This window comes from Kosakonia sp. R1.Fl (assembly GCF_023516815.1).
Lineage (GTDB): Bacteria > Pseudomonadota > Gammaproteobacteria > Enterobacterales > Enterobacteriaceae > Kosakonia.
On record NZ_JAMGSQ010000001.1, the window covers coordinates 3144503 to 3163925 of the forward strand.

Sequence of the window (19423 nt, forward strand, 5' to 3'; positions counted from 1 at the left end):
CAAATGCTGCTAAGTGTTATTACTGTCGCGTTTCGTAATTATGAAGGTGTGATGAAAACCTGGCAGTCGCTGGCTCACCTGGCGAAAGCGCAAAATATTGAATTCGAATGGATTGTGGTTGACGGCGGTTCTCAGGATGGTACTGAGGAATTTCTGAAAAACCTTAACGGTCAGTACAACTTACGTTATATCAGCGAACGCGATAAAGGCATCTATGATGCCATGAATAAAGGGATCGATATGGCCGCAGGACGCTTTGCGCTGTTTCTTAATTCCGGCGATATTTTCCATGAAGAAATTGTGGATGTTGTTCGTCAGCTGGATGATGAGCAAGAAAACGCAATGTATATTGGCGATGCGCTGCTGGATTTCGGCGATGGCACAAAAATACGTCGTGGCGCAAAACATGGCTGGTATATTTACCACAGCTTACCGGCCAGCCATCAGGCTATATTTTTCCCGGTAAATGGTCTGAAAACTTACCCCTACGATCTGCAATATAAAGTCTCTTCCGATTACGCATTAGCCGCCAGAATGTTTAAAGCGGGTTTCCCGTTTAAGCGTTTGAAAGGCCTTGTGTCTGAATTTTCGATGGGCGGCGTATCAACGTCTAATAACCTTGAATTATGTCAGGATGCTCGCAATGTGCAGCGTAAAATATTACGCATGCCGGGCTTCTGGGCACAGTTGTCTTATATGTTGCGTTTACGGACGACCGGCAAAACGAAAGCCTTATATAACAAAGCATAACGCTCAGATATAAGGAAAAATGATGCAGGATTTAAAAGGATTCTCCGTGCCGAAAGGTTTTCGGGGCGGCAACGCTATTAAGGTTCAACTGTGGTGGGCGGTTCAGGCGACATTATTTGCCTGGTCCCCGCAGGTGCTATATCGCTGGCGCGCATTCCTGTTGCGCTTATTTGGCGCAAAGGTTGGAAAAGGCGTGGTTATTCGTCCATCGGTAAAAATTACTTATCCGTGGAAATTAACATTAGGCGATTACAGCTGGGTAGGAGATGACGCAGTGTTATACACGCTGGGTGATATTTCTATCGGTGCGAATTCAGTGGTTTCTCAGAAATGTTATTTGTGCACCGGCAGTCACGATTATATGAGCGCGCATTTTGATATTAACGCGACGCCAATCGTGATTGGTGAGAAGTGCTGGCTGGCGACAGATGTGTTTGTCGCGCCGGGCGTCTCCATCGGCGACGGGACGGTAGTCGGTGCGCGCAGCAGTGTTTTTAAATCGCTTCCGGCAAATGTGATTTGCCGTGGCAATCCCGCAGTGGTGACGCGCGAACGCGTTGAAAAGGTAACTCCCTGAACTGGGACTATTGAGGAAAATAAATTATGTCTAAAGTCGCTCTCATCACCGGCGTAACCGGGCAAGATGGCTCTTATCTGGCTGAACTGCTTCTGGAGAAGGGTTACGAAGTTCACGGCATTAAACGCCGCGCTTCCTCATTCAATACCGAGCGTGTGGATCACATCTATCAGGATCCGCACACCAGCAACCCGAAATTCCATCTGCACTACGGTGACCTGACCGATACCTCCAACCTGACGCGTATCCTGCAGGAAGTGCAGCCGGATGAAGTCTACAACCTGGGCGCGATGAGCCACGTGGCTGTGTCGTTCGAATCCCCGGAATATACCGCCGACGTTGATGCCATGGGTACGCTGCGTCTGCTGGAAGCCATTCGCTTCCTGGGTCTGGAGAAGAAAACCCGTTTCTACCAGGCGTCCACTTCTGAGCTGTACGGCCTGGTGCAGGAAATCCCGCAGAAAGAGACCACGCCGTTCTATCCGCGCTCTCCATACGCGGTTGCCAAACTGTACGCGTACTGGATCACCGTGAACTACCGTGAATCCTACGGCATGTACGCCTGCAACGGCATTCTGTTCAACCACGAGTCTCCGCGCCGTGGCGAAACCTTCGTGACCCGCAAAATTACCCGCGCTATCGCCAACATCGCACAGGGTCTGGAATCCTGCCTGTACCTCGGCAACATGGACTCCCTGCGTGACTGGGGCCATGCCAAAGATTACGTGAAAATGCAGTGGATGATGCTGCAACAGGAAAAACCGGAAGACTTCGTTATCGCCACCGGCGTGCAGTACTCCGTGCGTCAGTTCGTCGAAATGGCGGCGGCACAACTGGGTATCAAACTGCGCTTTGAAGGCACCGGCGTGGAAGAGAAAGGCATTGTCGTTTCTGTGACCGGCCATGATGCACCGGGCGTGAAACCGGGTGATGTGATTGTTGCCGTTGACCCGCGTTACTTCCGTCCTGCTGAAGTGGAAACCCTGCTGGGCGACCCGAGCAAAGCGCACGAAAAACTGGGCTGGAAACCGGAAATCACCCTGCAGGAGATGGTCTCCGAAATGGTGGCAAAAGATCTGGAAGCAGCGAAAAAACACTCACTGCTTAAGGCCCACGGTTACGAGGTTGCCATCGCGCTGGAGTCCTGAGCATGACCAAACAACGTGTTTTTGTGGCTGGCCATCGCGGGATGGTGGGGTCAGCCATCGTACGGCAGCTCGAACAGCGGGCGGATATCGAACTGGTGCTGCGTTCCCGCGAGGAGCTCAACCTGTTAGATAGCGCGGCTGTGAATGCGTTTTTCGCCAGTGAGCGTATCGACCAGGTTTACCTGGCGGCGGCGAAAGTGGGCGGTATTGTGGCGAACAATACCTACCCGGCGGACTTCATCTACGAAAATATGATGATTGAGAGCAACATCATTCACGCCGCGCACAAGAACGACGTGAACAAACTGTTGTTCCTCGGTTCGTCCTGCATCTACCCGAAACTGGCTCACCAGCCGATTGCGGAAAGTGAGCTGTTGCAGGGGACACTGGAGCCGACCAACGAGCCGTACGCGATTGCCAAAATCGCCGGTATTAAGTTGTGCGAATCCTACAACCGTCAGTATGACCGTGATTACCGCTCGGTGATGCCGACCAACCTGTACGGGCCGCACGACAACTTCCACCCGAGCAACTCGCACGTTATTCCAGCGCTGCTGCGCCGTTTCCACGAAGCGACGCAGGAAAATGCGCCGGATGTGGTGGTGTGGGGCAGCGGCACGCCGATGCGTGAATTCCTGCATGTGGATGATATGGCTGCGGCCAGCATTCATGTTCAGGAGCTGGCGCGCGAAGTGTGGCAGGAGAATACCGAACCAATGCTGTCGCATATCAACGTCGGCACTGGCGTGGACTGCACCATTCGTGAACTGGCGCAAACCGTGGCAAGCGTGGTCGGTTACAAAGGTCGCGTGGTGTTTGACGCCACCAAACCGGACGGCACGCCGCGCAAACTGCTGGATGTGACGCGCCTGCATCAGCTTGGCTGGTATCACGAGATCTCACTGGAAGCGGGGCTTGCCAGCACCTACCAGTGGTTCCTTGAAAACCAGCACCGGTTCCGGGGGTAAGCATGTTTTTGAGTCAGGAAGATTTTGCCACGGTGGTGCGTTCGACCCCGCTGATTTCCATCGATTTGATCGTGGAGAACTCACGCGGCGAGTTTTTACTCGGCAAGCGCACTAACCGCCCGGCCCAGGGATACTGGTTTGTCCCGGGCGGACGCGTGCAAAAGGACGAGCCGCTGGCGGCCGCTTTCGAGCGACTGACTCAGGCGGAACTGGGACTGCGCCTGCCGATGTCGGCAGGCGAGTTTTACGGCGTCTGGCAGCACTTCTATGACGACAACTTTTCCGGCCCGGATTTCACCACGCATTACATCGTGCTGGGCTTCCGCCTGCGTGTGGATGAGGACACCCTCGCGCTGCCGACGGAGCAGCACAATGATTACCGCTGGGGAACACCGGAGTCGCTGATTGCCGACCCGCTGGTACATGACAACAGCCGCGCCTATTTCCTCGACGCGCAGGGAGTACCGGGCTTATGAAAATCCTGGTCTATGGCATCAACTATTCGCCGGAGCTGACCGGGATCGGTAAGTACACCGGCGAAATGGTGGAATGGATGGCCCGTCAGGGCCATGACGTGCGCGTTATCACCGCGCCGCCGTACTACCCGGAGTGGAAAGTGGGTGAGCATTACAGCGCCTGGCGCTGGCGCAAAGAGCAGGGCGTTGCCACCGTGTGGCGCTGCCCGCTGTATGTGCCCGCGCAGCCATCGACCTTAAAACGGCTACTGCATCTGGGCAGTTTTGCCCTGAGCAGCTTCTTCCCGTTGATGGCGCAGCGTCGCTGGAAACCGGATCGCATTATCGGCGTCGTGCCGACCCTGTTTTGCACACCGGGCATGCGCCTGCTGGCAAAACTGAGCGGTGCGAAAACCGTGCTGCACATTCAGGATTATGAAGTCGACGCCATGCTGGGTTTAGGCATGGCGGGCAAAGGTAAAAATGGTCGCGTGGCGAAGCTGGCGACCGCTTTTGAGCGCAGCAACCTGCATAACGTTGACAACGTGTCGACCATCTCCCGTTCGATGATGAACAAAGCGCGGGAGAAAGGTGTGGCTGCGGACAACATAATTTTCTTCCCGAACTGGTCCGAAGTGGCGCGTTTTCGCGATATCGACGATGGATCCGTCGCGCAACTGCGCCGCACGCTCGGCCTGCCGGATGACAAAAAAATCATTCTCTACTCCGGCAATATCGGTGAGAAGCAGGGGCTGGAAAACGTTATTGAAGCGGCGGCAAAACTGCACAACCAGCCGTGGCTGTTTGTGATTGTCGGCCAGGGCGGCGGCAAGGCAAGACTGGAAAAAATGGTCAGCGAGCGCGGGCTTCACAACGTGAAATTCTTCCCGTTGCAGCCGTACGACGCGTTACCAGCCTTATTAAAAATGGGCGATTGCCATCTGGTTATCCAAAAGCGCGGCGCGGCTGACGCGGTGCTGCCGTCCAAACTGACCAACATTCTGGCGGTCGGCGGCAATGCCGTCATTACCGCCGAAGAGAGTACCGAACTTGGCCAGCTGTGCCTGACCCAGCCTGGCATTGCGGTCTGCGTTGAACCGGAATCGGTGGACGCGCTGACCTGGGGCATTGAACGCGCACTGGCGATGCCCAAAAACAACACGGTGGCACGTGAATATGCCGAACGCACGCTCGAAAAAGAGAACGTGTTAAGCCAGTTTATTGCAGATATCAGCCCGGAGAATTCCACTCAGCCCGCACCTGCCAGTGAAAGCGTGCATGACGGCGAACTGAACTTCGATGGCAATGGGGATAAATCATGAGTCAAACACAACTCTATCCGGTCGTGATGGCCGGCGGCTCTGGCAGCCGTTTGTGGCCGCTGTCCCGTGTGCTTTACCCTAAACAGTTTCTCTGCCTGAAAGGCGAACTCACCATGTTGCAAACCACCATCTGCCGCCTGAATGGCGTGGAGTGCGAAAGCCCGGTGGTGATTTGTAACGAACAGCACCGCTTTATCGTCGCGGAGCAACTGCGTCAGCTGCATAAGCTGACCGAAAACATCATCCTCGAGCCGGCAGGCCGCAACACGGCTCCGGCTATCGCGCTGGCGGCGCTGGCGGTAAAACGCCACAACCCGGATAGCGATCCGCTGATGCTGGTGCTGGCCGCTGACCATGTGATCCAGGATGAAGAGGCGTTTCGCACGTCGGTACGCAATGCGATCCCTTATGCCGAAGCGGGCAAACTGGTGACCTTTGGTATCGTGCCGGATCTTCCGGAAACCGGGTATGGCTACATCCGCCGCGGCGCGGTTTCTGCCGGTGAAGTCGATGCGGTGGCGTTTGAAGTGGCGCAGTTTGTTGAAAAACCCAACCTCGAAACGGCGCAGGGTTATGTGGCAAGCGGCGAATATTACTGGAACAGCGGCATGTTCCTGTTCCGTGCCGGTCGCTACCTCGAAGAGCTGAAAAAATACCGCCCGGACATTCTCGAGGCCTGCGAAAAAGCGATGGATGCCACCGACCCGGATATGGACTTTATCCGTGTTGACGAGGAGTCATTCCTCGCCTGTCCGGAAGAGTCGATTGACTACGCGGTGATGGAACGCACCGCCGATGCGGTAGTGGTGCCAATGGATGCGGGCTGGAGCGATGTTGGCTCCTGGTCGTCGCTGTGGGAAATCAGCCAGCACACGCCGGAGGGAAACGTCCATCACGGCGACGTCATCACCCATAAAACCGAAAACAGCTACGTTTACGCCGAATCGGGGCTGGTGACGACCGTCGGGGTGAAAGATCTGGTGGTGGTGCAGACCAAAGATGCGGTGCTGATTGCCGACCGTAACGCGGTGCAGGATGTGAAAAAAGTGGTCGAGAAAATCAAAGCCGACGGGCGCCACGAACACCATATCCACCGCGAAGTCTACCGTCCGTGGGGCAAATATGACTCCATCGATTCCGGCGACCGCTACCAGGTAAAACGCATTACCGTGAAGCCGGGCGAAGGACTTTCCGTACAGATGCATCACCACCGCGCTGAACACTGGGTGGTGGTTGCCGGTACGGCAAAAGTGACGATTGATGGTGAGGTGAAACTGCTGGGTGAAAACGAATCTATCTATATTCCGCTCGGCGCGCGCCACTGTCTGGAAAACCCCGGGAAAATTCCGCTCGATCTGATCGAGGTGCGCTCCGGCTCGTACCTTGAAGAGGATGACATTGTGCGGTTTGCCGATCGTTACGGCCGTATTTAATTCCCGTGCCGGATAACGCGAACGTTGTCCGGTTTATAAATTTAAATTAATCAACAAGATATGGCCATTTTACGGTCACGGCTGACTGTTGCCTGAAGAAGAGGTAATGATGGAAAAATTAACCTGTTTTAAAGCTTACGATATTCGCGGCAAGCTGGGCGAAGAACTGAATGAAGATATTGCATGGCGTATTGGCCGCGCCTATGGGGAATACCTGAAGCCGCAGACCATCGTGCTGGGCGGCGATGTGCGCCAGACCAGCGAAGCGCTGAAACTGGCGCTGGCGAAAGGGTTGCAGGACGCCGGTGTGAATGTGCTGGATATTGGTCTTTCCGGCACCGAAGAGATCTATTTTGCCACTTTCCATCTGGGCGTTGACGGCGGTATCGAAGTGACCGCCAGCCACAACCCGATGGATTATAACGGCATGAAACTGGTGCGTAAGGGCGCGCGTCCGATCAGCGGCGATACCGGCCTGCGCGATGTGCAGCGCCTGGCTGAAGCCAATGACTTCCCGCCGGTGAACCCGGCAAAACGCGGCAGCTACGAGCAAATTAATCTGCGCGACGCTTATATCGATCACCTGATGGGCTATATCGACACCAACAACCTCAAGCCGCTAAAACTGGTAATTAACTCCGGTAACGGCGCGGCAGGTCCGGTGGTGGACGCCATTGAAGCTCGCTTTAAGGCACTGAATGTGCCGGTGACTTTCGTCAAAGTGCATAACGAACCGGACGGCACCTTCCCGCACGGTATTCCTAACCCGCTGCTGCCGGAGTGCCGCGACGATACGCGCAATGCGGTGATTGAGCATAACGCCGATATGGGCATTGCTTTCGATGGCGACTTTGACCGTTGCTTCCTGTTCGACGGGGAAGGGCAGTTTATCGAGGGCTACTACATTGTTGGCCTGCTGGCCGAAGCGTTCCTCGAAAAACATCCTGGCGCGAAAATTATTCATGACCCGCGCTTGTCGTGGAACACGGTGGATGTCGTTGGTCGCGCGGGTGGTACGCCGGTGATGTCGAAAACCGGCCATGCCTTTATCAAAGAGCGGATGCGCGAAGAAGACGCCATTTACGGTGGCGAAATGAGCGCGCACCACTACTTCCGTGACTTTGCCTACTGCGACAGCGGCATGATCCCGTGGCTGCTGGTCACCGAGCTGCTGTGCCTGAAAGGGAAAACGCTGGCGCAACTGGTGCGCGACCGCATGGTGGCCTTCCCGGCGAGCGGCGAGATCAACAGCAAACTGGCGGATCCGGTGACGGCGATCAACCGCGTTGAACAACACTTCACGCCGGGTGCGCTGGAGATCGACCGTACGGACGGCATCAGCATCGCATTTGCCGACTGGCGCTTTAACTTGCGCTCTTCCAACACAGAACCCGTTGTACGTCTGAATGTTGAATCGCGGCACGACGAGGAACTGATGAAAGCGCGAACGCAGGAAATTCTGGCACTGTTAAATCAATAACGATAAGGCGTTCCTCTCCCCGATGCCGGGGAGGGTGAACATTACAGGCAGGTACAACAATGACTCATCTCAAAAAACGCGACCGGGCCAAAACGAATGCATCGTTAATCTCTATCGTGCAGCGCTTCTCCGACATCACCATTATGTTCGGTGGCCTGTGGTTGGTGTGTAAGGTCAATGCGCTGCCGTTCTTCTACATGCATCTGCTGATGGCTCTGATTACGCTGGTTGTTTTCCAGATGATCGGCGGAATGACCGATTTTTACCGCTCCTGGCGGGGCGTAAAAATCATGACTGAACTGACGCTGCTGTTGCAGAACTGGACGCTGAGCCTGATTTTCAGCGCCGGTCTGCTGGCGTTCAACAATGATTTTGATAATACCTTCAACATTTATCTCGCCTGGTATTTGTTGACCTCAATGGGGCTGATGATGAGCCGGGCGGTGATCCGCTTTGGCGCTGGCTGGATGCGTAACCTGGGCTACAACACGCGCCGCGTGGCAGTAGCCGGTGATATGCCGATGGGCCAGGAATTGCTGGAAGGTTTTCGTAATGAACCGTGGCTCGGGTTTGATGTGGTCGGGGTTTACCACGATCCACAACCGGGCGGCATTACGACTGGCTGGGCGGGAAACCTCGACCAACTGGTGGAAGATGCGAAAAGCGGGAAAATTCACAATGTCTACATCGCCATGTCGATGAACGATGCGGCCTGCATTAAAAAGCTGGTGCGCCAGCTCGCCGATACCACCTGTTCGGTGATCCTTATCCCTGACGTTTTCACCTTTAACATTCTGCACTCACGTGTGGAAGAGGTGAACGGCGTGCCGGTGGTACCGCTGTATGACACGCCGCTTTCCGGTGTTAACCGCATCCTGAAACGTCTGGAAGATATTGTCCTCTCCTCGCTGATTTTGCTGCTCATCTCCCCGGTGCTGCTGGCGATTTCGGTGGCGGTGAAACTCAGCTCGCCGGGGCCGGTTATCTTCCGCCAGACGCGCTATGGCATGGACGGTAAGCCAATCAAGGTGTGGAAATTCCGCTCCATGAAGGTGATGGAAAACGACAAAGTGGTGACCCAGGCAACGCAGAACGATCCGCGCGTGACGAAAGTCGGCAGCTTCCTGCGCCGTACGTCGCTCGATGAACTGCCGCAGTTTATCAATGTGCTGACCGGCGGGATGTCGATTGTTGGCCCGCGCCCGCACGCGGTGGCGCATAACGAGCAGTACCGCTCACTGATTGAGGGCTACATGCTGCGCCATAAAGTGAAACCTGGTATTACCGGTTGGGCGCAAATCAACGGCTGGCGCGGTGAAACCGACACGCTGGAGAAAATGGAAAAACGTATTGAGTTCGATCTCGAGTACATCCGTGAATGGAGCCTGTGGTTCGATATCAAAATCGTTTTTCTGACCATCTTTAAAGGCTTTGTTAACAAAGCGGCGTATTAAGGAAAGGTCATGAGCCTGAGAGAAAAAACCATCAGCGGCGCGAAGTGGTCCGCCATGGCGACCCTGACCATTATTGGTCTGGGGCTGGTGCAGATGACCGTGCTGGCGCGCATTATCGATAACCACCAGTTCGGTCTGCTGACCGTCTCGCTGGTGATTATCGCGCTGGCGGATACGCTGTCGGATTTCGGCATCGCCAACTCCATTATTCAACGTAAAGAGATAAGCCATCTCGAACTGACCACGTTGTACTGGCTCAATGTTGGGCTGGGCATCGTGGTCTGCATCGCCGTTTTCTCCCTGAGCGGGGTGATCGCCGATGTGCTGAATAACCCGGATCTGGCACCGCTGATTAAAACGCTGTCACTGGCCTTCGTGGTGATCCCACATGGCCAGCAATTTCGCACCTTGATGCAAAAAGAGCTGGAGTTCAACAAGATTGGCGCCATTGAAACGCTGTCGGTGCTGGCGGGCTTCAGCTTTACGGTTATCAGCGCGTTCTTCTGGCCGCTGGCAATGACCGCGATCCTCGGTTATCTGGTCAACAGCGCCGTGCGTACGCTGCTGTTTGGCTATTTCGGGCGCAAAATTTACCGCCCCGGGCTGCATTTCTCGCTGGCGTCGGTCAGTTCCAACCTGCGTTTTGGCGCCTGGCTGACGGCAGACAGCATCATCAACTATGTGAACACCAACCTCTCCACGCTGGTGCTGGCGCGTATCCTCGGCGCCAGTGTCGCCGGGGGCTACAACCTGGCGTACAACGTGGCGGTAGTGCCGCCGATGAAGCTCAACCCTATCATCACCCGCGTGCTGTTCCCGGCGTTTGCCAAAATTCAGGACGACACCGAGAAGCTGCGCGTGAACTTCTACAAACTGCTGTCAGTGGTCGGGATCATTAACTTCCCGATCCTGCTGGGGCTGATGGTGGTGTCGAATAACTTTGTGCCGCTGGTGTTTGGCGACAAATGGAACAGCATCATTCCCATCCTGCAACTGCTGTGTATTGTCGGCCTGTTGCGCGCGGTGGGTAACCCGATCGGTTCGCTGCTGATGGCGAAAGCGCGGGTGGATATCAGCTTTAAATTCAACGTCTTTAAAACGTTTCTCTTTATCCCTGCCATCATTGTCGGTGGACATCTGGCGGGGGCGCTCGGCGTGACGCTCGGTTTTCTGCTGGTGCAAATCATCAACACCGTTCTGAGCTACTTCGTGATGATCAAACCGGTGCTCGGTTCCAGCTACCGTCAGTACATCCTGAGCCTGTGGCTGCCCTTTTACCTGTCGCTGCCGACGCTGGTGGTGAGCTATGGCCTGGGTCTGGCCCTGAACGGACATCTGCCGCTGGCGGCGATGCTGGCGATTCAGGTCGCGGCGGGCGTGGTGGCGTTCGCCGGGATGCTGATTGTGTCGCGTAATGCGCTGGTGGTAGAGATGAAACGCCAGTTTTGCCGCAACGAGAAACTTAAAACGCTGCTTCGCGCAGGATAAGAAACCTGATTGAACCCCTTTATGAGGTCGTTATGAAATTATTGATCCTTGGCAATCACACATGCGGCAACCGTGGTGACAGCGCTATTTTACGTGGATTGCTGGATGCGATTGCCCTGATTGAGCCGGATGCAGAGGTGGATGTGATGAGCCGCTATCCGGTGAGCTCATCCTGGTTACTCAACCGCCCGGTGATGGGCGACCCGCTCTATAGCCAGATGAAAGAGCAGAACAACGCTGCCGGATTGATGGGGCGCGTGAAGAAGGTGCTGCGCCGCCGTTACCAGCACCAGGTGCTGCTCTCCAGGGTGACGGATACCGGGAAGTTGCGCAATATCGCCATTGCGCAAGGGTTTACCGATTTTGTCCGCCGTCTGGCGGACTATGACGCGATTATTCAGGTTGGCGGCTCTTTCTTTGTCGATCTGTATGGTGTGCCGCAGTTTGAACACGCGCTGTGTACGTTTATGGCGAAAAAACCGATCTACATGATTGGTCACAGCGTGGGACCGTTCCAGAACGAGGCGTTTAACCAGCTGGCGAATTATGTTTTTGGCCATTGTGATGCGCTGATCCTGCGCGAAACAGTCAGCCTGAACCTGATGAAGCAGAGCAATATCACCACGGATAAAGTCGAGCAGGGCGTCGATACGGCCTGGCTGGTGGATCACCATCAGCATGATTTTGTGGCCAGCTATGCAGTGCAGCACTGGCTGGATCTGGCGGCGAAAGAGAAAACCGTGGCGATTACGCTGCGTGAACTGGCGCCGTTTGATAAACGACTCAGCACTACCCAACAGGCCTATGAACAGGCTTTTGCCGAGGTGGTCAACCGGATTATTGACGCGGGTTATCAGGTTATTGCGCTCTCCACCTGCACCGGTATCGACAGCTACAACAAAGATGACCGCATGGTGGCGCTCAATCTGCGCCAGTATGTCAGCGACCCGTCGCGCTACCACGTGGTGATGGATGAGTTGAACGATCTGGAGATGGGCAAGATCCTTGGCGCGTGTGATTTAACGGTTGGTACGCGCCTGCACTCCGCGATTATCTCGATGAACTTTGGAACACCGGCGATTGCCATCAACTATGAACACAAATCGGCAGGCATCATGCAGCAACTTGGGATGCCGGAAATGGCGGTCGACATTCGCCATCTGCTGGATGGTTCTTTGGCGGCGATGGCGGCCGACACGCTGGGGCAACTGCCTGCGATTAACCAGCGTCTGGCAACGGCGGTGGCGGCTGAGCGCGAGCATGGCATGAAAATGGTTAAATCGGTGCTCGATCGTGTACAGGGGGTGAAATGAAAGTCAGCTTCTTTTTGCTGAAGTTCCCCTTATCTTCCGAAACTTTTGTGCTCAACCAGATCGTTGCCTTTATCAATATGGGTTTTGAGGTTGAGATTGTCGCCCTGCATAAGGGCGATATGAACAATACACACGCGGCGTATACCGAGTACCGGCTGGCGGAAAAAACGCACTGGCTGCTGGCCGAGCCGGAAGGGAAGATGGCAAAACTGAGCTATCGCGGGCAGGCGATAGCGCGGGGTATCTGGAAATCCTCCACCTGGAAAGCGTTGAATATGTCGCGTTACGGCGACGAAGCCCGCAATCTGATCCTGCCAGCCATTTGCGGCCTTGCGCCGCGCACATTCAGCGCTGATGTCTTTATCGCCCACTTTGGCCCGGCAGGCGTTACCGCTGCCAAATTGCGGGAGCTCGGCGTCCTCAAGGGCAAAATCGCCACCGTATTCCACGGCATCGATATCTCGCATCGCGACGTGCTGAACCACTATACGCCGGAGTATCAGCAACTTTTCCAGCGTGGCGATCTGATGTTGCCGATCAGCGACTTATGGGCCGGCAGGCTGAAAAATATGGGTTGCCCGGAGACCAAAATCGCCGTGTCGCGCATGGGGGTCGATATGGCCCGCTTTAGTTTGCGCTCGGTTAAAAACCCCGGTAGTCCGCTGCAAATTATCTCTGTGGCGCGCCTGACCGAGAAAAAAGGGCTGCACGTCGCCATTGAAGCGTGCCGTTTATTGAAAGAACGCGGCGTGGATTTCAAATATCGCATCCTCGGTATTGGCCCTTGGGAACGCCGCTTACGCACGCTTATCGAACAATTCCAGCTGGAAGATGTGATTGAAATGCCGGGCTTTAAACCCAGCCATGAAGTGAAAGCGCTGCTTGATGAAGCCGACGTCTTTTTGCTGCCGTCAGTTACCGGCGCGGATGGGGATATGGAAGGCATCCCGGTTGCGCTGATGGAGGCGATGGCGGTGGGGATCCCGGTGGTTTCAACTGTCCACAGCGGCATTCCGGAATTGATCGATGCCGGGCGGTCCGGCTGGCTGGTGCCGGAAAATGATGCCGAGGCGCTGGCGCAGCGTCTGGCTGCTTTCGGTGACATGGAGAGCCGTGATTTAACACCGGTGGTGACGCGGGCGCGAGAGAAAGTCGAGAACGACTTCAACCAGAAAATCATCAACCAGCAACTTGCCAGTCTGTTGCAGACGCTTTAACAGAGGTTTTATGACCGTGAAGAAAACAGCAACTGCGCTATCGCGACGCACTTTCCTGGCCGCCGGTTCCGCGCTGGCGGCACTTCCTTTGCTACATATTCCAGCCGCCCGCGCGTTGGGACGTAACGACACGGTCAGCATCAGTGATTACAACCGCAATGACTGGCCCGCGGCGTTTAAACAAGCTTTTGCTGACGGGCAAACGGTGGAAGTTCCCGCAGGTGTGGTCTGCGACAATATCAACACCGGTATTTTCATTCCTGCCGGTAAAACGCTGCTGGTGCGCGGTGCGCTGAAAGGTAACGGGCGCGGGCGCTTTGTGTTACAGGACGGTAGCCGGGTGGTGGGGGAGAAGGGCGGTAATTTCTATAACATCACGCTGGATGTGCGCGGTTCAGACTGCGTGATCAAGGGCGTGAGTATGAGTGGCTTTGGCCCGGTGATGCAGATTTACATTGGCGGGAAAGAGGCGCGCACGATGCGCAATTTGGTCATCGATAACATCACGGTGAGCAAAGCGAACTATGGCATTTTACGCCAGGGTTTCCACAATGAACTGGACGGTGTGCGGATAACCAATGGTCATTTCAGCGATTTACAAGGTGATGCTATCGAATGGAATGTGGCCATCAATGACCGCAACATTCTGATCTCCGACCATGTGATTGATAATATCAACTGCACCAACGGCAAAATTAACTGGGGCATTGGTATTGGGCTGGCGGGCAGCACCTACGACAATAACTACCCTGAAGATCAAGCGGTTAAAAATTTTGTCGTGGCGAATATTACCGGTAGCAACTGCCGCCAGTTAGTGCATGTGGAAAACGGTAAACACTTTATTATTCGCAACGTGAAAGCGAAAAACATCACCCCGGATTTCAGTAAAAAAGCCGGGATTGATAATGCGACCGTGGCGATTTACGGCTGTGATAATTTCGTCATTGATAATGTTTCAATGGTCAATAGTGCCGGCATGCTGATTGGCTATGGCGTTATCAAAGGCGACTATTTGTCGATCCCGCAGAATTTCAAACTCAACGATATCCAGCAGGACAATAGCAGTAGTAAATATAAGCTGCGCGGTATCCAGATATCGTCCGGCAATGCCACGTCGTTTGTGGCTATCACTAACGTGAAAATGCAGAGCGCGACGCTGGAACTGCACAATAAACCGCAACATCTTTTCCTGCGTAATATCAACGTGACGCAACAGGCGGCCAACGGCCCGGCACTGAAGCTGAACTTCGATTTACGCAAAGATGTGCGCGGGCGTTTTATGGCGAAACAGGACACCTTGCTGTCGTTGGCGAATATTCACGCAGTCAATGAAAACGGGCAAAGTTCAGTCGATATCGACCGAGTCGATCAGCATGTGGTGAATGTCGATAATTTGAACTTCCGTTTGCCGGCGAAGCGGCTATAAGCGCGGGAAATGGCCTTTTACGATAAATCCTGGTGATTTAGCTCCAGGGTTAGGATTACATCTACTGCCTTGCAGGGACATTAGGCGTAACATCTTTCACTTTCCTCGCTGCAAACGCACTGGCGAAAACAGGTTAAAGGTTTATAATTCATCCAATTATTATAGGTGGAAGAAATAATGGTTAATTTGAAAGCAGTTATTCCGGTAGCCGGTCTGGGGATGCATATGCTCCCGGCCACGAAAGCGATTCCAAAAGAGATGCTACCGATCGTCGACAAGCCGATGATTCAGTACATCGTCGACGAAGTTGTTGCTGCAGGGATCAAAGAAATCGTTCTGGTGACTCACTCGTCAAAAAACGCGGTGGAAAACCACTTCGACACCTCCTACGAACTTGAAGCGCTGCTTGAACAGCGTGTTAAACGTCAGTTGCTGGCTGAAGTGCAGTCTATTTGTCCGCCAGGCGTGACGATTATGAACGTGCGTCAGGCGCAGCCACTGGGTTTAGGCCACTCTATCCTCTGTGCGCGCCCGATTGTAGGCGACAATCCGTTTGTCGTGGTATTGCCGGATATCGTGCTGGATACGGCGACCGCCGATCCACTGCGTTACAATCTCGCGGCGATGGTGGCACGCTTTGCTGAGACCGGCCGCAGCCAGGTGCTGGCAAAACGCATGAAAGGCGATCTCTCTGAATACTCTGTTATCCAGACCAAAGAGCCGCTGGATACAGAAGGCAAAGTCAGCCGCATTGTGCAGTTTATTGAAAAACCGGATCAACCGCAGACGCTGGATTCCGACCTGATGGCAGTGGGGCGCTATGTGCTTTCTGCCGATATCTGGGCGGAACTGGAAAAAACCGAGCCGGGCGCATGGGGGCGTATTCAACTCACCGATGCGATTGCAGAGCTTGCAGAAAAACAGTCTGTTGATGCGATGTTGATGACCGGCGACAGCTATGACTGCGGTAAGAAAATGGGCTACATGCAGGCCTTTGTGAACTACGGTCTGCGTAACCTGAAAGAAGGTCAGAAATTCCGCGAAAGTATTAAAAAACTGCTGGCGCAATAGATAATTAAAACGGTGTAGTGAAGATATTTACAGCAGGGGCGGTATAGGGTTGCCACAAGGACATTTGATCCTTTGGTTATTCTTACTGCCCTTTTTATTTTCATTATAAAATCAACGATTAAAAAAGGTAGGCATGGGTAATTATTGCGCTGACGTAAGCAAGATTTTTCCTTGTTTCCGTGCCTGTTTCGGCGGAGAATAGCCGCTTAGCATTTTGTGCCAAGTGGCAGATTCAAATAAGAGTAGCGCAGTCGTTAACATCACAAATTGCCGACAAAAGCACACAGTACACAGGTAGCTGAAGAGCCTGGGGCGGTAGCGTGCCTGAAATATATACACGCAAGTTAATAACCTACTCTTAACTAACCTTAAGTTAAAACATAGTAAAGCAAAAGCGGAAGATACTCGTGAAAATACTGGTCACCGGTGGTGCAGGTTTTATTGGATCTGCAGTTGTTCGTCATATCATTAATAACACTGCTGATTTCGTGGTTAATGTGGATAAATTAACCTATGCCGGGAATTTGGAATCACTGGCGGAAATCAATAACGACCCGCGTTACGTTTTTGAACGTGCGGACATTTGTGATAGTGACGCAATGGTGAGGATTTTTGCTGAGCATCAACCCGATGCCGTTATGCACCTGGCTGCGGAAAGCCATGTCGATCGCTCGATTACTGGCCCTGCCGCGTTTATTGAAACCAACATTGTTGGCACCTATGTGTTGCTTGAAGCGGCACGTCAATATTGGGCGCAACTGGATACCGTACGTAAAGCGGCCTTCCGTTTTCACCACATCTCCACTGACGAAGTGTATGGTGATTTGCCTCACCCGGATGAAGTGACCGCCGGTGAATCATTGCCTCTGTTCACTGAGCAAACTGCTTACGCACCGAGTAGCCCTTACTCTGCCTCTAAAGCCTCCAGCGATCATTTGGTCCGCGCGTGGCGCAGAACCTATGGTTTCCCGACGATTGTTACCAATTGCTCCAATAATTACGGACCGTTCCATTTTCCGGAAAAATTGATCCCGCTGGTGATTTTAAATGCTTTAGCAGGCAAGGCCTTGCCTGTGTATGGCAAAGGCGATCAAATTCGCGACTGGCTGTATGTCGAAGATCACGCGCGTGCGCTTTATACAGTGGTCACGCAAGGTGTTGCGGGTGAGACTTATAATATAGGCGGCCATAACGAAAAACAGAACCTCGATGTTGTCCACACGATTTGTGACTTGCTTGATGAGATCGTACCGAAGGCAACCTCTTATCGTGAGCAGATCACTTACGTAACTGACCGTCCGGGGCACGATCGCCGTTATGCAATCGATGCCGATAAAATCAGTAAAGAACTGGGCTGGAAACCGGTCGAAACCTTTGAAAGCGGAATCCGTAAAACGGTTGAGTGGTATTTGTCCAACAGCGCATGGGTCGCGAACGTACAAAGTGGTGCCTACCAGTCATGGATTGAACAAAACTACGGGAAGCGCAGCGAATGAATATTCTGTTATTCGGAAAAACGGGACAAGTAGGCTGGGAGCTCCAGCGTTCGCTGGCTCCATTGGGCAACCTGATTGCGCTGGATGTTGATTCCACAGAATATTGCGGTGACTTCAGTAACCCGCAAGGTGTTGCTGAAACTGTGCGCCGTATACGACCTGACGTGATCGTCAACGCCGCCGCGCATACGGCGGTTGATAAAGCTGAGTCCGAGCCGGAATTTGCCTCACTGCTGAATGCGAAAAGTGTTGAAGCTATTGCGCGTGAAGCCGCCAAAATTGATGCATGGGTGGTTCACTATTCAACCGATTATGTTTTCCCGGGTGATGGTCAAACGCCGTGGGTAGAGACTGATAGCACTGCTCCGCTGAATGTTTACGGCCAGACAAAGCTGGATGGCGAAAATGCATTGCGCGAAAACTGCCCTAAGCATCTTATTTTCCGCACCAGTTGGGTTTACGCCGGAAAAGGCAATAATTTCGCGAAAACCATGTTAAAACTGGCGAAAACACGCCAGGAACTCTCGGTGATTAACGATCAATTTGGCGCACCGACCGGCGCAGAGCTACTGGCAGATTGTACTGCTCACGCAATCCGCACAGCACTAATGCAACCGCGCGTGGCCGGTTTGTATCACTTGGTTGCTGGTGGTGAGACTTGCTGGCATGACTACGCGGCGCTGGTTTTTGCTGAGGCCAGGACAGCGGGAGTTGAACTCGCTTTGAATAAATTAAATCCGGTAACGACAGAAAGTTTCCCAACGCCGGCGAAACGTCCGCACAATTCGCGACTGAACACAGATAAATTTCAGCAAACTTTCGATCTGGTTCTTCCTGACTGGGAGCTCGGCGTGAAACGTATGCTGGCTGAGTTATTTAGCACAACGCCTATTTGACTATTTGAAAAGTGCCTATGGGCAGGCATTTTTGCTCGGGATTACGAAATGAAAACACGTAAAGGAATTATACTGGCGGGTGGTTCGGGAACTCGTCTGTACCCGGTTACAATGGTTGTGAGTAAACAACTGCTGCCAATTTATGATAAGCCAATGATTTACTATCCGTTATCCACGCTTATGCTCGCGGGGATTCGTGATATTTTAATTATTAGTACCCCGCAGGATCTACCTCGCTTCGAACAATTACTTGGCGATGGTAGCCAGTGGGGTTTAAGCCTCCATTATAAAGTACAGCCAAGCCCTGATGGGTTAGCGCAGGCGTTTATTCTTGGTGAAGAGTTTATTGGTAATGACTCCTGCGCTCTGGTGCTGGGCGACAATATTTTCTATGGTCATGATTTGCCGAAGCTAATGGATACCGCTGTGAAACAGGAAAGCGGTGCAACTGTCTTTGCTTACCATGTTACCGATCCAGAGCGCTATGGCGTGGTCGAATTTGATAAAAATGGCACGGCAGTCAGCCTTGAAGAGAAACCGCTGGAACCGAAAAGTAATTATGCGGTAACCGGGCTCTATTTTTACGATAACGATGTTGTCGCCATGGCAAAAAGTCTCACCCCTTCCGCGCGTGGTGAACTGGAAATTACAGATATCAATCGTATTTATATGCAACAAGGACGTTTGTCTGTAGCGATGATGGGCCGTGGTTACGCATGGCTTGATACCGGGACACACCAGAGCTTGATCGAGGCCAGTAATTTCATCCAAACCATTGAAGAACGTCAGGGGTTAAAAGTTTCCTGCCCGGAAGAGATTGCCTACCGCAAGAATTTTATTGATGCTGCGCAGGTTAAAAAGCTGGCGGAGCCGCTGAAAAAAAATGCGTATGGTCAATATCTATTGAGAATGGTTAAAGGTCACTAAAA

At 53.3% G+C, this 19423-nt stretch carries 17 protein-coding genes; all 17 read left to right on the plus strand.

What is annotated here, in order from left to right; genetic code table 11:
* The first annotated feature begins 3 nt into the window (after nt 1–3).
* The 17 genes from wcaE (at nt 4) to rfbA (ending at nt 19421) form a co-directional block, all read left to right on the plus strand.
* Nucleotides 4–750, plus strand: a complete 747-nt coding sequence (wcaE, locus tag M8Q36_RS14685) for a colanic acid biosynthesis glycosyltransferase WcaE (protein ID WP_017458488.1) — start codon at nt 4–6, stop codon at nt 748–750.
* A gap of 22 nt (nt 751–772) precedes the next feature.
* Nucleotides 773–1327 (plus strand): colanic acid biosynthesis acetyltransferase WcaF, encoded by a 555-nt coding sequence (wcaF, locus tag M8Q36_RS14690; RefSeq protein WP_017458487.1) that lies wholly within the window; start codon nt 773–775, stop codon nt 1325–1327.
* Nucleotides 1328–1353: 26 nt separating this feature from the next.
* A complete protein-coding gene (gmd, locus tag M8Q36_RS14695; RefSeq protein ID WP_017458486.1) occupies nt 1354–2475 on the plus strand; it encodes a GDP-mannose 4,6-dehydratase in 1122 nt (373 codons plus the stop codon).
* Nucleotides 2476–2477: 2 nt separating this feature from the next.
* Nucleotides 2478–3443 (plus strand): GDP-L-fucose synthase, encoded by a 966-nt coding sequence (gene fcl / locus M8Q36_RS14700; RefSeq protein WP_086868345.1) that lies wholly within the window; start codon nt 2478–2480, stop codon nt 3441–3443.
* Nucleotides 3444–3445: 2 nt separating this feature from the next.
* The gene (locus tag M8Q36_RS14705; protein WP_020454306.1) at nt 3446–3919 is read left to right on the plus strand and encodes a GDP-mannose mannosyl hydrolase; all 474 of its coding nucleotides are present in this window, start codon (nt 3446–3448) and stop codon (nt 3917–3919) included.
* Complete coding sequence (gene wcaI / locus M8Q36_RS14710; RefSeq protein WP_249881355.1) at nt 3916–5220, plus strand: colanic acid biosynthesis fucosyltransferase WcaI; 1305 nt, start codon at nt 3916–3918, stop codon at nt 5218–5220. Before M8Q36_RS14705 ends, wcaI begins: the two co-directional genes overlap by 4 nt.
* On the plus strand, nt 5217–6653 hold the full coding sequence (cpsB, locus tag M8Q36_RS14715; RefSeq protein WP_249881356.1) for a mannose-1-phosphate guanyltransferase: 1437 nt from the start codon (nt 5217–5219) through the stop codon (nt 6651–6653). Before wcaI ends, cpsB begins: the two co-directional genes overlap by 4 nt.
* A gap of 109 nt (nt 6654–6762) precedes the next feature.
* Nucleotides 6763–8133 (plus strand): colanic acid biosynthesis phosphomannomutase CpsG, encoded by a 1371-nt coding sequence (gene cpsG / locus M8Q36_RS14720; protein ID WP_044489686.1) that lies wholly within the window; start codon nt 6763–6765, stop codon nt 8131–8133.
* A gap of 59 nt (nt 8134–8192) precedes the next feature.
* On the plus strand, nt 8193–9587 hold the full coding sequence (wcaJ, locus tag M8Q36_RS14725) for an undecaprenyl-phosphate glucose phosphotransferase (RefSeq protein WP_249881357.1): 1395 nt from the start codon (nt 8193–8195) through the stop codon (nt 9585–9587).
* A gap of 9 nt (nt 9588–9596) precedes the next feature.
* Nucleotides 9597–11075, plus strand: coding sequence for a colanic acid undecaprenyl disphosphate flippase WzxC (wzxC, locus tag M8Q36_RS14730; protein ID WP_249881358.1), 1479 nt, complete (start codon nt 9597–9599; stop codon nt 11073–11075).
* 32 nt (nt 11076–11107) lie between these two features.
* Nucleotides 11108–12388 (plus strand): colanic acid biosynthesis pyruvyl transferase WcaK, encoded by a 1281-nt coding sequence (wcaK, locus tag M8Q36_RS14735; protein ID WP_249881359.1) that lies wholly within the window; start codon nt 11108–11110, stop codon nt 12386–12388.
* On the plus strand, nt 12385–13605 hold the full coding sequence (gene wcaL / locus M8Q36_RS14740; protein ID WP_249881360.1) for a colanic acid biosynthesis glycosyltransferase WcaL: 1221 nt from the start codon (nt 12385–12387) through the stop codon (nt 13603–13605). The genes wcaK and wcaL overlap by 4 nt, the downstream gene beginning before the upstream one ends.
* A 10-nt stretch (nt 13606–13615) precedes the next feature.
* Entirely contained in the window at nt 13616–15031 is a 1416-nt protein-coding gene (wcaM, locus tag M8Q36_RS14745) for a colanic acid biosynthesis protein WcaM (protein WP_249881361.1), read from the plus strand.
* Nucleotides 15032–15208: 177 nt separating this feature from the next.
* Nucleotides 15209–16102, plus strand: a complete 894-nt coding sequence (gene galF / locus M8Q36_RS14750) for a GalU regulator GalF (RefSeq protein ID WP_017458475.1) — start codon at nt 15209–15211, stop codon at nt 16100–16102.
* A 407-nt stretch (nt 16103–16509) separates the two neighbouring features.
* Nucleotides 16510–17598, plus strand: a complete 1089-nt coding sequence (rfbB, locus tag M8Q36_RS14755) for a dTDP-glucose 4,6-dehydratase (protein WP_249881362.1) — start codon at nt 16510–16512, stop codon at nt 17596–17598.
* Nucleotides 17595–18494: a dTDP-4-dehydrorhamnose reductase gene (rfbD, locus tag M8Q36_RS14760; RefSeq protein WP_249881363.1), complete on the plus strand. Its 900-nt coding sequence runs from the start codon at nt 17595–17597 to the stop codon at nt 18492–18494. The genes rfbB and rfbD overlap by 4 nt, the downstream gene beginning before the upstream one ends.
* 48 nt (nt 18495–18542) lie before the next feature.
* Entirely contained in the window at nt 18543–19421 is an 879-nt protein-coding gene (gene rfbA, locus M8Q36_RS14765; RefSeq protein WP_097405670.1) for a glucose-1-phosphate thymidylyltransferase RfbA, read from the plus strand.
* The last annotated feature ends 2 nt before the right edge of the window (nt 19422–19423 follow it).

What these genes read in the sequence shown, in the direction of transcription:
- M8Q36_RS14705 (WP_020454306.1), top strand. Translation starts at nt 3,446, where the DNA reads ATGTTTTTGAGTCAGGAAGATTTTGCCACGGTGGTGCGTTCGACCCCG.
- wcaM (WP_249881361.1), top strand. Translation starts at nt 13,616, where the DNA reads ATGACCGTGAAGAAAACAGCAACTGCGCTATCGCGACGCACTTTCCTG.
- wzxC (WP_249881358.1), top strand. Translation starts at nt 9,597, where the DNA reads ATGAGCCTGAGAGAAAAAACCATCAGCGGCGCGAAGTGGTCCGCCATG.
- rfbD (WP_249881363.1), top strand. Translation starts at nt 17,595, where the DNA reads ATGAATATTCTGTTATTCGGAAAAACGGGACAAGTAGGCTGGGAGCTC.
- rfbA (WP_097405670.1), top strand. Translation starts at nt 18,543, where the DNA reads ATGAAAACACGTAAAGGAATTATACTGGCGGGTGGTTCGGGAACTCGT.
- cpsG (WP_044489686.1), top strand. Translation starts at nt 6,763, where the DNA reads ATGGAAAAATTAACCTGTTTTAAAGCTTACGATATTCGCGGCAAGCTG.
- wcaJ (WP_249881357.1), top strand. Translation starts at nt 8,193, where the DNA reads ATGACTCATCTCAAAAAACGCGACCGGGCCAAAACGAATGCATCGTTA.
- gmd (WP_017458486.1), top strand. Translation starts at nt 1,354, where the DNA reads ATGTCTAAAGTCGCTCTCATCACCGGCGTAACCGGGCAAGATGGCTCT.
- cpsB (WP_249881356.1), top strand. Translation starts at nt 5,217, where the DNA reads ATGAGTCAAACACAACTCTATCCGGTCGTGATGGCCGGCGGCTCTGGC.
- wcaK (WP_249881359.1), top strand. Translation starts at nt 11,108, where the DNA reads ATGAAATTATTGATCCTTGGCAATCACACATGCGGCAACCGTGGTGAC.
- wcaL (WP_249881360.1), top strand. Translation starts at nt 12,385, where the DNA reads ATGAAAGTCAGCTTCTTTTTGCTGAAGTTCCCCTTATCTTCCGAAACT.
- fcl (WP_086868345.1), top strand. Translation starts at nt 2,478, where the DNA reads ATGACCAAACAACGTGTTTTTGTGGCTGGCCATCGCGGGATGGTGGGG.
- wcaF (WP_017458487.1), top strand. Translation starts at nt 773, where the DNA reads ATGCAGGATTTAAAAGGATTCTCCGTGCCGAAAGGTTTTCGGGGCGGC.
- wcaI (WP_249881355.1), top strand. Translation starts at nt 3,916, where the DNA reads ATGAAAATCCTGGTCTATGGCATCAACTATTCGCCGGAGCTGACCGGG.
- galF (WP_017458475.1), top strand. Translation starts at nt 15,209, where the DNA reads ATGGTTAATTTGAAAGCAGTTATTCCGGTAGCCGGTCTGGGGATGCAT.
- wcaE (WP_017458488.1), top strand. Translation starts at nt 4, where the DNA reads ATGCTGCTAAGTGTTATTACTGTCGCGTTTCGTAATTATGAAGGTGTG.